We start from the raw sequence: 15543 nt of genomic DNA, 5'->3' as shown, positions 1-15543 counted from the left end.
TTGGATAATGAATCGGGGCTAAAGCCCCTCCTACATCAGCGGGCCTGAAGGCCCTCCTACCTGGTTGTGCGGGCGTAGAGGTAGCCGCCTACCGCGCCGCACAGCGCCTGCACCAGCAGGCCCCCGGTGCTGCGGGCGACGGCGACGGGTGTGATGTCGAACGCCGCATGCAGGGCGACGTGAATAGTGGCCACCGCCGCGGCGCCCGCCAGGCTGTAGAGCAGGTAGCGGTAGCGGGGCAGCCACCGGAGCAGCAACGCCGCCACGAGGAACGCGATGACGAAGCCGATGACCAGCATGGGCAGGAACGAGGTGGCCATGCCGCCGAGGTCGTGGACGATCATCTCCAGCCGGGTACCGAGATCGACTTCGGCACCCATGCTCTCCAGGCTCGCGGCCACGTGCTGGCTGGCGGAGATCACGGCGAGCAGGTAGGTCACCGCCACGGCGAGCACGAAAGATCCGATCCGTCTGAGCCACATGGCCTGCACCCTCCCCCGCGCTACAGCAGCGCCGGAACCGGTGCTAGGCTAGCACAGTCGTCACCCGTCCAGCGGAACCGCCATGTACCAGCGTCTCGTCCTGTCACTCGTCCTCATCGCCTCGCCGGCGCTCGCCACGGCGCAGGCAGCGGATGATCGCAATTACGGCGATTACCGTCTGGAGCAGATCGCCACCGGCCTCGACATGCCCTGGTGTGTCGCCTTCCTGCCCGACGGCGGCTTCCTGATCACGGAACTGGGCGGCACGCTGCGGCGCATCGCCGCGGACGGTACCGTGGGCGAGCCCATCGCCGGCGTGCCGGCGGTCTATCGAGCGAGCCAGGGCGGCCTGTTCGACGTGCTGCTCGCGCCGGACTTCGCCGACAGTGGCGTGCTGTATCTCTCCTACGCCGAGGGGCCGCCGGAATCGAACGCCACCGCGGTGGCGCGGGCGCGGCTCGAGGGCGATGCGCTGACAAACGTCGAGGTGATCTTCCGCGTCACACCGCGCAAGGACACGCCGGTGCACTACGGCGGACGCCTCGCCTGGCATGCCGACGGCACCCTGCTGCTCACCACCGGCGACGGCTTCGACTACCGCGAGGCGGCCCAGGACCTCGGCAGCCAGATGGGCAAGGTGATCCGCATGAACTCCGACGGCTCCGCTGCGGACGGTAACCCGTTCCCCGAGGTGCCGTACGTCTGGAGCTACGGCCACCGCAATCCGCAGGGCCTGTCCGTGGCCGCCGACGGCACCGTCTGGCTGCACGAGCACGGACCGAAGGGCGGCGACGAGGTGAACATCGTCGAGCCCGGGGTGAACTACGGCTGGCCGGTGGTCACCTACGGGCTGGATTACAACGGCGCCTACGTCTCGCCGTTCACGGAGATGGAGGGCATGCGCCAGCCGCTGCACGTGTGGACGCCGTCCATCGCGCCCTCGGGCCTCACCGTCTACGAGGGCTCGATGTTCCCGCAGTGGCAGGGCGACCTGTTCGTCGGCGCACTGGTCGACAGGGACGTGCGCCGGCTCGACGTCGAGGACGGCGAGATCGTCGGCGAGGAAGTGCTGTTCGGCGACATCGGCGAGCGCATCCGCGACGTGGCCACCGGCCCCGACGGCGCCATCTACATCCTGGCGGAAGGGGAGCCGGGGACCCTGTGGCGCGTAACGCGCTCGAATTGATGGATCGGGGCTAAAGCCCCTCCTACGGGCACCCTGCAGGAGCGCCTTCAGGCGCGATCCCTTGGTCGATCGGGCCTGAAGGCCCTCCTACATTAATCCTCCAGGCGGAAACCGATCTTGACGGTCACCTGCCAGTATTTGACCGCGTCGCCCTCGATGTAGCCGCGGGTCTCCGTGACCTTGAACCAGTCCATGTGTTTCACGGTCTCGCCGGCCTTCTTGATCGCCTTCGAGATGGCGTCGTCCGTGCCCACGGTCGAGGACCCGGTGACGTCTATCTGTTTATAGACATGGTCTTCCATGCAGAAACCTCCTGTTTCTTCAATGAGTTCACGGCCAGTGTAACGGTTATCCGCCCGCGACCTCGAACCGCACTCCGGCGAGCACCCGGTCCATGACCTCGACGAGACGGTCGGCGTGCTCACTCGAGAAGACCAGCGGCGGGCGTATCTTCAGCACGTTGTCGGCGATGCCGGTGCGGCCGACCAGCACGCCCTCGCCACGCATGCCGTTCATCACGGCGCGCGCGATCGCCGGCGCCGGCTCCCGCGTGTCCCGGTCGTCTACCAGCTCCACGCCGGCGAACAGGCCCGCGCCGCGCACGTCGCCGATGGCCGCGTGCCGCGCCTGCAGCCCGCGCAGCCCCTCCCGCAGATACTCACCCGTCACCTTGGCATTCTCCTGCAGCGACTCGCTCTCGATCACATCCAGCACCGCCAGCCCTGCCGCACAGGACACCGGGTTGCCGCCGAAGGTATTGAAGTACTCGGACTCGCCTGCGAAGCGCTCGGCAATCGCCGGCGTGGTGACCACCGCCGCCAGCGGATGACCGTTGCCCATGGGTTTGCCCAGCGTGACGATGTCCGGCACCACGCCCTGCAGCCCGAAGCCCCAGAAGTGATCGCCGGTGCGGGCGAAGCCTGCCTGCACCTCGTCGGCCACGCAGACACCGCCGGCCGCGCGCACGCGCTGCCACGCGTCGGCGAGATACCCCGCCGGCGCCCTGAAGATGCCGTCGCTGGACCAGATGGTGTCGACGAAGAACGCCGCCGGCCGATGGCCCCGATCGTCCAGCTCCGCGATGGCCTCGTCCAGCGTCGCGGCATAGCGCGCCGACGCATCTTCGCCACGGAAGGGCCCGTTGTAGACGTCCGGCGCCGGCACCGTGGCGACCCAGTCCGGGGCGCGGCGATCCGGCAGTTCCTCCGGCGAGAACGCCGCCACCGCCGTGGTGTTGCCGTGATAGGCGTTGCGGCTGACGATCGCGCCGTCCCCGCCGCTGACCGCCCGCGTCATCTGCCAGGCCAGATCATTCGCCTCGCTGCCGGTGCAGACGAAGAAGCACACGGAGAGTTCGCCGGGCAACCGCGCCCCGAGGCGCTCCGCGTAGTGCAGGATGTGTTCGTGCAGGTAGCGGGTGTTGGTGTTCAGCGTGCGCGACTGGTGCGCGATCGCCTCCGTCACCGCCGGGTGGCAGTGGCCGACGCAGGCGACGTTGTTGTAGGCGTCAAGATACGCGCGGCCCGAGGCATCGTACAGCCAGACCCCGTCGCCGCGGACGATATGCAGCGGCTCGTCGTAGGTCAGCGACAGGCCCGGCCCCAGCAGCGCGCGGCGCCGCTCGCGCAGATCTGCTTCGCCATTGCCGCTGCCGACGCCGATGCCAGTCCGCAGCCCGGTGGCAGCAGGCAGCCCGAGTTCGCGCCGCAGTACCCGCGTCGCCTCCTGCTCGTCGATGGCCTCGAGCTGCTCCATCGTGCGCAACGAGGCTTCGTGGCCGCCGAGGATGTAGTCCACGTTCTCCGGGTGCTCCCTCGCCCGCCAGGCGCAGATCGCCACCGAGGTCGCGAGCCGCAGCTGCACGAGATGGAACAGGATGTCGACCTCGGCCGGCTCCAGCGGTCTCACCGCGTGAAACGCTGCGGCGATCTCTGCCAGCACGGCGAGCGGCTCGTCGTGTCCTATCAACTGGTAAGCCGCCAGCACGGCGAGATCGTTCACCAGCGGCGCGTGCACGATGTCGCCGAAGTCGATGATGCCGCTCACCCGCTCCGGATCGTCCGCGGCCACCAGCACGTTGTCCGGGTTGAAATCGTTGTGGATCACCTGGGCACGCAGCGCCGCGAGCGCCTGCTCGCCGCCCGCCGCGTGCCGCGCGAACACCCGCTCGGCGAGCTCACGGCCGCGACGCTTCTCGATGTGCGCGCCGAGCCCGCGCACCGCCGCCGTCTGGTTGACATCCCAGAGCAGGGGATGGCGCGCCGCCGGGTGGAAGAAGCCCTGCAGGGCGCGCCCGAGTGCCGCCAGCGTCTCGCCGAGGTGGCGCCGCAGCGCGGGAGTCGAGGGGACGTCGCCCACCGGCACACCGGGCAGGAAACTCACCAGCCGCACCAGGCTGCGCCCGCCGGGCAGCTCCACCGCCTGCAGCAATTCGCCGTCGGGCCCCGGCTCGATACGCGGCACGGGCAGCTCCGGCGCCGTCCGGGCGACGTGATCCAGCGCCCGTGCCTGGAAATCCAGCACGGCGGAAGACTCGGCGGCATTGGAGACCTTCAGCACGAACTCGCGGCCGTCCTCCGCCGTGTAGCGGAAATTCCGGTCCCGTTCGCTGTCGAGCGGAGTGGCGCTGCCCGGCAGGGCGTAGCGCTCGCGCACCAGATCCGCGGCCTGCTCCGGCGAGACGTCCGGAGCCGGCGTGGTCATCAGCCGCAGCGGGTCATCGCTCGGCGCCTCGCTCGGGTCGTCGCTGCGGTCATCGCTCACCGGCACATCACCGCGCGGACGGCTCCGCCGCGCCGATCTCCATCACGATCTCCCACAGGAAGCGCACCATCTCCTGCAGCGATTCCTCGGAGACGCGCTCGTTGTCGCTGTGGGCGCCATAGCGGCTGTTGATCTCCGCCAGCGTGCGCGCCGGGCCGATGCCATAGGCCTGCACGCCTTTCGCGCGCAGCTGGGACATGTCGGTGGCGCCGGTCGCCATCACCGGCAGGGTGGTCGATCCCGGATACAGCCGCTGGGCCACGCCCTCGATCACCTGGAACATCTCGTTGTCGATGCCGGACGGCGGCGCCTCCGGGCGGTAGATCTCCTCGGGCACGATCTCGATGGCCGGGTTGTCGATGAGCGCGGCGAGCTTGTCGTAGAAGCCGTCCACGTCCTCGCCGGGCAGCATGCGGATGTCGAGCATGGCCTCCGCCTCGGAGGGGATCACGTTGCGGCGGAAGCCGCCGTCGACGATGGTCGGCACCACCGAGGTGCGCAGCGCCGAGTAGTGATAGGGGTCGTTCTGCCGAAACCAGGCGTCGATCTCGGCCTGGTACTCAGGGTTCTCGACATTGGCGTAGCGCCACGACGTCTCGCCGTCGGTCAGCTCCGCCATGCGGCGGAAATAGGCGCGCGTGGTCTCGTTCAGCCGTATCGGCGTCTCCCAGTTGCCGGCCTTCGCCACCGCTTCGGCCAGCATGGTGATGGCGTTGTCCGTGCGCGGCATCGAGCCGTGCCCGGCCGTGCCCCGAGCCACCAGCTTCGCCCGCCGCGGCATCTTCTCCGTAGTCTGGATGCCGACCACCTTCACCTGGCCGTCCTCCAGCCGGTTGGTGCCGCCCTCGGCGATCGCGTACTCCGCCGCGATCTTGTCCCAGTGGTTCTCGATCATGTAGGTGATGCCCCACTGCGGCGTGCCCTCCTCGCCGGCTTCGGCGAGGAAGATGATGTCCCGGTCCATCTCCACGCCAAGGCGATTCAGCAGCAGGATCACCATCAGGCCGGCGGTGACGTTGTCCTTGTCGTCCAGCGTGCCGCGGCCCCAGATGTAGCCGTCCAAACGCTGCCCGCTGAACGGCGGCTGCGCCCACTTCTCCGGCTGCACGCCCACCACGTCGGTGTGGCCCATGATCAGGATCGGCGCCTTCGTGCCGTTGCCCTTGTAGCGGGTCACGAGGTTGGCGCGGTCCGGGTCGAGGGCGTACATCTCCGACTCGATGCCCTCGGCCTCCAGCACGCGGCGCAGGTACTCCGCCACCTCGGTCTCGTTGCCGGGCGGATTCACCGACTCGATCTGCACCAGGTCCACGAGGTAACCGATCGATTCCTCGCCGACGGCGTCCCAGTCGATGAAGTAGCCGCTCTGGGCGGCGGCGGTGAGGGGAAGGAGTGCGAGGAAGAAGGTGAGGCGTTTCAACATATCGGACTCTTTCATAAGAAATGTAGGAGGGGCTTTAGCCCCGATCCCTTATTCAATCGGGGCTAAAGCCCCTCCTACGTGGGGTTTATCGGGAGTTCAGCGCTTCGCGAACGGCTTCCAGCCGGCTGCGGTTGTTGCCTAGGTCGGAATAGCCGAGACGCGACGACGAGCGCATCGCGATGACGCCCTCCGCCGGTCGCAGGTGGAAGATCACATCGTCGACGAAGCGCAGGATCTTCGTGCGGGCCTCTGCGCGCAGATAACCGTCGCGCTGCTCGACGATGGTGTATGCGGAGTCGTTCTGCACGTAATCGACCAGCCGCTGCCGGGCCGCCTGAGGGTCGCCGTCGATCTGCAACGGCTCGATGTAGTGGGTGCCGTCCGACGGGTCAGAGTCGCTGGAGACGCAGTTCGGCGAGGATGGGCACGGCGGCAGCCGGCCTTCGTCGGTGAGTTCGAGATCGGATCCGGTCATGCTGGCACAGCCTGTGAGGATGAGTAGCGCGGCGGCAAGGGCCGCGGGATGCAGTCGGTGGTTCATGGGTGCATGATAGCCCACGTAATCCGACTGCGCGGAACGGGCGAGGCACGATGGCGGAGACTCCGGACACCCTGCAACCCATAGGCGACTCCCTCTGGCTGGCCGAGGGCGACATCGTCAGCTTCTACGGCTTTCCCTATCCCACGCGATCGGTCGTCGCGCGGCTCGACGACGGCGACCTGTGGATCTGGTCGCCGGTGCGTTTGACCGATGCTCTTCGGGCCGAGGTGGCGGCGCTCGGCCGCGTCACCCACCTGGTCAGCCCGAACAAGCTGCATTACCTGTATCTCGGCGAGTGGCAAGAGGCGTGGCCGGGCACGAAGCTCTGGGGTCCCGCCAGCACGATCCGCAAGTGCGACGCGCTGCACTTCGAACCCGCACTCGCGGACGAGGCACCGCCGGCATGGCGGGGCCAGATCGACCAGTTCTGGTTCCGCGGCTCGAAGGCCATGGACGAGATCGTCTTCTTCCACCGTGCCTCGCGCACGGCGATCATCGGCGACCTGTCCGAGAACTTCAGCGACGAGTTCCTGCAGGAACACTGGGGCTGGTTCTCCCGGCGGATCGCGAAACTCTGGAAGATCACGCAGCCCTGGGGCTACGCGCCGCTGGAATTGCGCGCGACGTGGTTCGACAGGGAACCGGCGCGCAGAGCATTACGGGAACTGCTGGCGAAAAGCCCGGAACGGGTGGTGATGGCGCACGGTGAATGGCAGCGTGGAGGCGGGCGCGCGTACCTGGAAAAGGCCTTCGCCTGGCTGATGTAGGAGGGGATTTATCCCCGACCTATGAAAAATCGGGCCTGAAGGCCCTCCTACAGCGGTCAGCGGTAAAGCCGCACTCCCGTCGTTATGGCAGCGTCCCAGTCGCCGATGACGCGCCACCAGTTTTCCATGCTGGTCGTTTCGTAGGGAATGGTGTTGCCATCGCCGGGCATATTCTGGCCCCACCAGATGTAGAATTGGGTCTCCGCCTTCTGCGGTATGTTCACTACTCCGTCCGGCCAGGCATAACTCAGTGATCCGAAGTACGCCGAGTTCACCGGCACCTTCGCGCCGGTGCCGTCGGGCCGCCAGTCCTCGCAATCCACGTCGACGAGCGTCTGATCGCTATAACCGTAGTCGATCGTGGTATTCGGCGGCTGGTGGGTCCAGCCACAACGGCCCGGAATCATCGGCGGGCCTGGATAGCCGGGCACACCGACGAACTTGCCCCAGAACAGCTCCGAATTGCCCGAATGAATCCTGTCCACATAATCGAGCATGCGCTCGATCTGGTGGCCGTGATTGTGGATCGCCTCCGCCTGGGTCCGATGGTAATTCGTGCCGTAGACCACGTAGGTCCGACTGTATATCGGCAGGTCGCCCGTAAACTGGTCGCTATTTGAGACGTCCCCCGTGGTTGGACTCGACATGTTCGACTCCCAGAACTGGAACTCCTCGTTGAAGTAGTTGTTGAACCAGAACTCGCCGACCGACTGATTGTCCACCCAGTTCTGACCGCCAATCTTCGCCATGAGCCCGGCGAAATCCGCCATCCGCTGGCCCGGATCGAACGGGTTGGTTCGAGTCGTGCGCGGGACGGGCTCGTAGTAAGCGAAATGGGCCAGAACCTCATAGCCGAGGTAGGGGTCATTGGCAGTCTTGTAGCCACGGAACCGGCTCATTTCCTCAAGTACGAATTTCTTTCGGACGTTGATGGTATCGATGTAGGCGAGCAGGTCGTCCAGATTGTTACCCGACCACTCGGGGGGGCGGTACACATAGTTGGCCTCGGCCGTATCCAGGTTCACGCCGTCCGTCGTAGGCAGATGCGAAACCAGCACGACTCGCACCCGCTGTTTGTGGCCGGCGGCCGGCGTTGAGAGATAGGACGGGATCGGCAGCATGCGGGGCCGGACGCGAAAGTCGGTGGAGAATCGGACGGTGCCGAGATCGCCGAAATCGCCCGTCAGCGTCAGCGTGTGCTCGCCGGCGTCCAGATCCGTGTCGATGCGTTCGTTGACTCCGAATCCGCTGGCTAGCCCGCCCTGAAGGCTGGATGACCACTCGAGGCTGACGGGCGTGACCGTACTGCCGTCGAGAGTGGCGGAGCGCAGCAGCAGCCCGACGGACTCGTCGTCCACCTTGAAGGCTTCCCCGTCGGCCACCTCTACGTCGTACATGATGGGCGCCGCATCCAGCCGTACCGCGACCTCTGCAGTAGCGGTGGCGCTATCGTCGTCCGTTACCTCCAATCGCAGCCGCAAATCGTCAGCGCCATCCAGGGGCGGGACGACGAATGAGGCGTTGGCGGTATCGGCCGCGTCGATGGTGACGGCCGGGCCGGATACCCGGGTCCAGCGATAGCTGTTGATCTGCCCGTCCGCATCCGAACTGGCCGTCCCGTCGAGTTGCACCGTCTGGGAGGACCAGGCCGAATCCGCGGAGGCAGAAGCGACGGCGTCGGGTGCCTTGTTGGCCGGCGGCGATGGAGGCGCCGTGGTGGAGGAAGTGTCGCCGCCTCCACCGCCGCCGCAGCCGGCAATAAGAAGCCCGTACACAACACTGTAAAGGCGGCACCTCATCAGTTTCGATTTCCTTCCTGTTTTCGCCACAACAACCGGCGCGTCCTCGGGGGCCGCTAGCTCGCCCGCCTGTACCGGCTGACGCTCGAGCGATTGAAGGCCATGAGCGCCAAACACAGCAGCATCAGCCAATCCGTAACGCCGCCACCACCAGAACCGCTTCCACCACTCCCGGAAGACCCTCCGCCACTGGCTGCACCTCCGGCTCCTCCGCCGCTTGAGCTACCCCCCGATCCTCCACCACCGGCGCCAGCGGGACCAAGGGATACCCGGATATCTACCGCTGTCCCCTCTTCGACTCGCGTTCCGGCGGGAGGATCCTGAGCAATCACCTGTCCTGCCGCGATTGTGTCGCTATTCTCCCTAGCTACGTTACCGATCGCCAGATTACGTCGGGCAAGCTCGTCAATGGCGTCGGATTCATTCAATCCGACGATGTCCGGCGTATCGACGATTGGCTGCCCAGATGAAACGGCCAGAGAGACGAACGCCTTTTGCGCTACGCGTGTACCCGCTGTAACACTCTGTTCCATGACGTAGCCAACGGGATGCACACGGTTAGGCACTTGAACAACCGAACCCAAGGTCAAACCAACTTGTCCGATTTCTGCGAGTGCCTGCGAATCCTGCATTCCGACGAAATTGGGTACAACAACTGGCGGTGCTCGCAATGGCGATTCGCCATCAAGCATTGCTTCTGTCAAGTCCGACAAGGTGTCGGCCAAGAAAAAGAACGCTCGGCTATCAACTTCATCGTCCTGTATAGCCTGGAAGTCATCTCCAGTGTATTCGGCAATCAACAATTGCTCGAAATCCGTGATCTCCTCCGAGGAGAGACCAAATGCCCGAAAAGCCTCGCGTGGCCAGGTGGTCGGGAGCCCCTCAGTCTCGAGGCGCTCTGCGATGTCGACTCCTTCGGGCCCGCCGTCGAATGAAAATGCACCCAGCCCTCCGCGCTCGCCTATCTCGCGAAGGACCCTGCTCGCTTCATCCATATACGATGCAACATCACCCGCTAGTTGGTTGACCAAAGCGCCCTCACCTGCGTTCTTCGCATCGTAGAAATTGGCTTGGGCAATTTCGGCGGCCTCAAAGTAGGCGTGCAGATCAAGGACTAGGTTTGCGACTCGCCATCCGTCAACATCTTCCGTCAGAGAATTAATCTCTGGCAGATCTGGCCGTAGCGCGGCAAGATCAATCTTGGCTTTGGTAAACATCTGCACGCTAGCCGCGTTTCCATCCGGGTTCTGAGGACGGGATAGTGTCCCCCACGGCCGTCGCGATTCATTCCACGCCCGGCGTGCGATATTCAACGACTCTGCGCTTACAAGTCCTAGACCGATACAAGCGGCGAGAGCGAGACTTTTCGTGACGGGCTCCGGATCCACAGCCGCGGCAATACATGGCGCCACCGCCTGGCCCGCCGCGGCGGATGCTGAGGCGGATGCCACAAGACTCGCTACAAATCGGCCCTTCTGCCCCAAGTCGGGCTCTATTCTGAATACCGCGTCTACAGTGTCAGTCTGAGTGCTAGGAACGTTCTCTGAATTGAAGTCAATGCGATAGTCTGCGCGAGCACGGAAAATCGCGGCTGCATCTATTACATCAGCTCCCGAGCTGTATACTGCATCGCGAATACCTGACGCCAAGTCGCCTCCGTCGTACTTTTCGGCTGCTTTCAGAATTTCCCGGAAAAACTTGACCCCTTGTAGGCCTTTTGTTGCTACTTGAGCGATGAGGCCAGTCAATCCCGAAAACTCAGGAATCCAGTACCACGAGTAATTGAAGGTACAGAGAGTCTGACGATCGCTCAGTGCCGGTATCTCCACGAAGGCCAGTGGATCTCCCGGCTGCTTATCCCTAAGCTGAAGTCCGCCGAACGGGTCGTCCGAGGACGGGCGAGTAATACTGGTCCAGGCACAACCATCTCCCTCGGCATACTGCAACTCCAGTTCCGTATCCCAAGCTGGCACGTAGGGCGACTCCGACCCCCATCGGCTGAAGCCAATTGGTGCGATATCCACAACCTGGATAACGGTGACTGGTTCGTCCAACCCATTCTGGACTCTTGCGGTCAGGGGAATACCCGGCAAGGGAGAGAATGGTTCCTCTTCAGAGAAGAGGTTCCGCATCATGTACCAGACCTTGTCCTGGTCGCCGTCTCCTTCGTACTGCCAGAAAAAACTCGGCTCAACGATGCCTGTGTACCTGTCGGAGCGGTATACATAGGTAATATCTGCAACCGTCTCGAAGGTACTTAGGTCTACCGCTACGGGCACCGGGTCGTCCTCCTGTACGGCCAGTAGAAGCAAACGATCTGCGGCATTATCGTAAACGGCGGGACCTACGGCCCATCTTAGACGTATATCAAAGGAGATCTGGGCGAGTTCCGTATCGTCCCTTCCAATGATTTGCCAGAAGTCCAGGTTGTGCTCTCCGGCCCGTCGGATCTGTTCGATATCGGCGCCCGTTGCAGAGAATGTATAAACACGACCTGCGGCGAAGCCTGTCAACCGCTTATCAATATCGCCGAATCTATCAATGCTAGCGCCTGGATCCTCGTCCCCAGTGTCCAGCGGACCAAGGTTGAATCCAAACATTATCCCGGCCAGGAGCCCGCAGCCACTCTCTAGACCTTGATAAGAGAAGATCCGCGAACATTCCGCTTCGCCTGATACTTTTAGCCTTACGGTACTCAATACTGCTACCAACGTAGCATCAGGAACACTGAACTTTGGAATTGTAAAAGACGGTTGGCCTGTTATATCTACGTCTGCACCTAACCTATTTGGCGTATAGCTGATTTCTACATCCAAGACCTCGGCGAGCTCAAGCTCTCTCACGTGTGTCGTACAGAGATTCGAACTACATAGCTCATCGCGCTCTGACGCCATGATTCTATTGCCACTCAAAAGCAGTATCGCGACAGAGAATACGAAAAGAACAGGCGCAATACGGAGCACGCTACGCGGCTGAAGCCGTAAACCGAACCTCTCTCCTCCGATGGTCCTCACTAGGCCCAGCACCAGGACGAGCAACAATGACACCCATCCCATCGCACCACCGCCACCTCTTTCGTCCGCATCAGCCGCCCTGACGACAGGCTGGCTTGACGAACGGTTATCCAAGGAGACTTGCTGCGACTCAGCGGTCGCTTGCCCCAACTCGTCATCCACAATTTCGATATCGATAAACTCTGGCTGACCTACCAGTTGACCAACGAGCTGAACCCGAAATCTCCTCGATGGATCGCGTTGGTCATTGTCGATCAGCACAATTCCAATTGACTTGCGCGATTCTCCTTCGGCGAAGATCAGCTCTCCCTGCAGCGCAGCATAATGCTCACCTCTCCTCGCTGTCCGATCCAGAGTCGTATAACGGACCTTAAGACTGTCTGCCAAGCCCTGGATCCGCTCGATGTCGATGGTGACCGCTCCTGCACTCTCGGAGACAGAGCTATTGGAGGTAGCGAATCGAGCCAAGCCTCGATTGGGATCATCATTTTTTATCGTAAAGGTCTTCGCGAGTGGCGCCTCCAGTTCCTCGCCGATCAAAATGATGGAAAATTCTCTATCACCATCGAATCGCTCGTTATCAATGAGCCCGACCTGAATGGACGCGGCAGTGTCGCCATCCTGCCAGGTTATTGTGCCCGCCGTCGTGACGAAATCGCGCCCACCGACCGCGGTCCCATCTCGTGTTTCGTACTGGAAAGTCAGGGGCCCTTCGCTGCCATCCACGCGACGGACGGCAACTGCCAGCACCCGAGAGTCTTCCGAGACTGTGTCAGTTCCTGCAGGAGCAAACTCCGGCCGTCCACTCTCAAAATCATCGTTGCGAATGAGAAATCGCTTTTGGTCCGGCGAGCCGACATTGTCCCCAAACAATTCGAAGCGGAATTCTCTATCGGCGTCGACACCCTGCAACAACTCGTCATCGTAAACAGTGATATCAATGACCTTCGATACCTCGCCGGGAGAGAAGGTCAGCTCTCCAGATAGAGCCTCATAGTCAAATCCGGCTCTCGCTGTTACGTCGACAGTCCTGTATCGGACTGTTAGCGTGCCGTCGGTTGTTCGCTCCCGGAGCACCTCGACCGGATAGGAGCCGATATCCTCCCGAAGGATGATGCCACCGGGCCTAAGTCTTGCTTCCCCCACATCGGGATCATCGCTTAAGATCTCCAGCTCGATTGGATCAGTGGCTATAGTTGCGTTCTTGGGATATCTCAAGTGAACCTGAAGGCGCTCAGTTACCTCCTCATATTCTTGATCGTCCAGGATCTGCAGTTGAAATCGCTTCTCGGTCTCTCCCGGGCCAAACTCGAATCTCTCCAGTACATCCACATAGTCGGAGCCGGCGCTGGTATCCACGTCAATAATCGCGGTCTCCACCGAAATGGTCTGTTGTAAGTCTCCATCGCGGGATATCACGAACTCAAGTAGCGGAATGTCGGATTCCTCAATGACAACAGGCCCTGCATACGACAGCGAGAAACTGCCATATGTTTCTGGTTCACCTCGGAAATTGGCGACGGTTTCCCTCATGACCTCCATTACTCGTGCATTGTCGGCTGGCCAGGGGGATCCCTCAGGGGCTCCGCATGCTTCCCCGTCTTTTGACAGCAGAGGTGAGGAATAGTGTGGAACGCGCGGCCAGTGATACGACATGATCGTGCCGTGATCTCCACATATGTACCCGAAGTTGTACGCGTTAAGCGCTGATATCGCGGTGCCGCCCCGCGCGTTCGGCCTGTCGTGATTCGCACCGAAGTTGTGTCCAACTTCGTGAGCAAAGACATCCGCTATTTCGAGATTACAGCCAATGCCCGAAACACCCTCGCGGCCGGTTAGAAAGGCTTTACCACAGTAGACAAGGCCCGAGTCGGGCCTGAACCGAAATAGACGGTGGATCAGATCTGCTCCATACACTTCGCCCTCGCTGTACGCGGAAGGGCTAGAGATGAATTGAACAAAAGGATCCCCGATAGTGGGTTCGGCTAGTGGGCCAACGTAAACAGTCCGCAACCTGAGCGGCAGACCGTGCTGGGCATACGCGGCATTTGTAAAGGCCACTGAGGCCTCCGCAATGACGCGGGGGAATCGTGGACCTGGCGCAGTATCGAACTCCTGATCGTAGAAAAAGGCAACATCTACCCGGGTTTCTTCGATTTCTTGCGCCTCGGCACTGGAGGAACCGGGATCCGCCTTCCGTTGGCGCTGTTGCCGAGCGGCTGCCATTCTCTCTCTGGCCTGCTCCAGTAATGCCTCCGATCGGGCGATATCGATTTCGATATCTGTCGTCCCCGCACTAATCTCTAGAAAGTTATGCCCACGCGAATCGGGCAGTGAAATCAGCTGAATCTCCTTTCCGACAGTGTTGATGGCGTATTCAGAACCTTCTATCGAGACGCGCCCATAGCCATACGTCCCATCGAACGCCAATACGATCTGTTTACCAGCCGAGACAGATGTGGCAATTTGAATACCATTCTGAACGCGGATGTCGATATCCCCGAAATCGAAAACCCGCCCCCGGTTGTCTGTCAGTGTGAGTCTGTTTTCGCTGAACATTGACCGTAGCGAGTCACGCTCGAGGACAACTAACTGAGATTCGGCGCGAATTGTCCGGGGAACTTCAGACTTTCCTTGGCTTGGCTCCGCATGTGCCGGAGCGATTGTCAGTTGCCCAACACAGATGAGTATCATTGTGACCGCTGCCGCGCCGGACCGAAGAATAGTCATGATTCTGGCGGTGCTAGTACCCCAGAATTCCGTAGATTCGGACTTGCGACCATCGCAAGCCACATGACCTGACGAGTTTCGCGATCGTCGCCTCATGCCATTTGGCGCGATGAAATATCCCCGCACTTGACGCATCTCCTGATTCTTCTCGCACCGAGCGCTTTCTTGTTCGATGTTCTTTGACGACCGCGCTACCGGCGATCATTTTCTTCGGTGGTCTGGGCGAGGCTAAATGGGAGTGGCGTCTCTACGCATCACCCAGATGGGTGATTAGTCTCGTGAAAACTGAGGGCGCTGCTCACGACATCATATGAACTGCGCAGTTCGGCAGTTAACAATATGGTCACTACCGCAACCCCAAGCGCATGGCCGAAGCAGGTGACGCCCGACTTGCCCGCCAGCGCGTTTCGATATATGAATTAGCCCAATCGAACAACACTGCGCAGTGCCCCGCGACAGGGAGGAAGCGTCATCGGCACCACGCCCCCGGACGTCGAGTTCGAAGCGCGCTATGACGAATGCGTCACCCGCTTCTACGCCGCGGCGAGCGGTCGTGGCTCGTGGTCGGAGGCTTGCACAGCGCTGTCTGACCTGCTCGGCGTCTGGTGTCTGCAAATCACAGGCCTGGATCGGCAAACGGGCACCACACGATTCTCGTGGGACGGAGGCATTGCACCAGCACAGGCGTGGCTAGACTATTTCACTCGCTACCACGCAGTTAATCCGCGCGTCCCCTTCGGTCTCGCACTTGAGGTCGGCGCCTGGCAGCACGACCACGAGATCCTCTCCCGGGAGGTAATCGAACAGGACCCTTTTTTCAAGGACTTTCTAGTCCCCT

The 15543-nt window shown here is 62.2% G+C and carries 9 protein-coding genes; 2 read left to right on the top strand and 7 right to left on the bottom strand.

Translation table 11 applies throughout. The features are described 5' to 3' along the window. Positions 1 to 56: 56 nt before the first annotated feature. Positions 57 to 482, bottom strand: a complete 426-nt coding sequence (locus ACJMK0_RS05280) for a hypothetical protein (protein ID WP_405236201.1) — start codon at positions 480 to 482, stop codon at positions 57 to 59. Between the two features lie 82 nt (positions 483 to 564). Between ACJMK0_RS05280 and ACJMK0_RS05275 the strand changes: the two genes are divergently transcribed. Further along, the gene (locus ACJMK0_RS05275) at positions 565 to 1668 is read left to right on the top strand and encodes a PQQ-dependent sugar dehydrogenase (protein WP_405236199.1); all 1104 of its coding nucleotides are present in this window, start codon (positions 565 to 567) and stop codon (positions 1666 to 1668) included. Positions 1669 to 1760: 92 nt separating this feature from the next. Here ACJMK0_RS05275 and ACJMK0_RS05270 read toward each other — a convergent pair whose 3' ends face one another. The 4 genes from ACJMK0_RS05270 to ACJMK0_RS05255 all read right to left on the bottom strand — a co-directional run bounded on the left by ACJMK0_RS05270 (position 1761) and on the right by ACJMK0_RS05255 (position 6329). Continuing rightward, entirely contained in the window at positions 1761 to 1970 is a 210-nt protein-coding gene (locus tag ACJMK0_RS05270) for a dodecin (RefSeq protein ID WP_405236197.1), read from the bottom strand. Positions 1971 to 2016: 46 nt separating this feature from the next. Further along, complete coding sequence (locus tag ACJMK0_RS05265) at positions 2017 to 4431, bottom strand: aminotransferase class III-fold pyridoxal phosphate-dependent enzyme (RefSeq protein ID WP_405236195.1); 2415 nt, start codon at positions 4429 to 4431, stop codon at positions 2017 to 2019. Positions 4432 to 4438: 7 nt separating this feature from the next. Then, positions 4439 to 5854, bottom strand: a complete 1416-nt coding sequence (locus ACJMK0_RS05260; RefSeq protein ID WP_405236193.1) for a M20/M25/M40 family metallo-hydrolase — start codon at positions 5852 to 5854, stop codon at positions 4439 to 4441. An 85-nt stretch (positions 5855 to 5939) separates the two neighbouring features. Further along, complete coding sequence (locus tag ACJMK0_RS05255; protein ID WP_405236191.1) at positions 5940 to 6329, bottom strand: DUF1499 domain-containing protein; 390 nt, start codon at positions 6327 to 6329, stop codon at positions 5940 to 5942. Positions 6330 to 6445: 116 nt separating this feature from the next. On the opposite strand from ACJMK0_RS05255, the gene ACJMK0_RS05250 reads away from it, so the two are divergent. Continuing rightward, on the top strand, positions 6446 to 7162 hold the full coding sequence (locus tag ACJMK0_RS05250) for a DUF4336 domain-containing protein (RefSeq protein ID WP_405236189.1): 717 nt from the start codon (positions 6446 to 6448) through the stop codon (positions 7160 to 7162). Positions 7163 to 7218: 56 nt separating this feature from the next. Here ACJMK0_RS05250 and ACJMK0_RS05245 read toward each other — a convergent pair whose 3' ends face one another. Continuing rightward, positions 7219 to 9093, bottom strand: a complete 1875-nt coding sequence (locus ACJMK0_RS05245) for a PKD domain-containing protein (RefSeq protein WP_405236187.1) — start codon at positions 9091 to 9093, stop codon at positions 7219 to 7221. Beyond that, complete coding sequence (locus tag ACJMK0_RS05240) at positions 9018 to 14534, bottom strand: Calx-beta domain-containing protein (protein WP_405236185.1); 5517 nt, start codon at positions 14532 to 14534, stop codon at positions 9018 to 9020. Before ACJMK0_RS05240 ends, ACJMK0_RS05245 begins: the two co-directional genes overlap by 76 nt. Positions 14535 to 15543 lie beyond the last annotated feature (1009 nt).

The sequence above is a fragment of the Lentisalinibacter orientalis genome (assembly GCF_040706535.1).
Taxonomy (GTDB): Bacteria; Pseudomonadota; Gammaproteobacteria; order Steroidobacterales; family Woeseiaceae; genus Lentisalinibacter; species Lentisalinibacter orientalis.
This window is presented reverse-complemented; position numbering and strand designations above follow the sequence as displayed.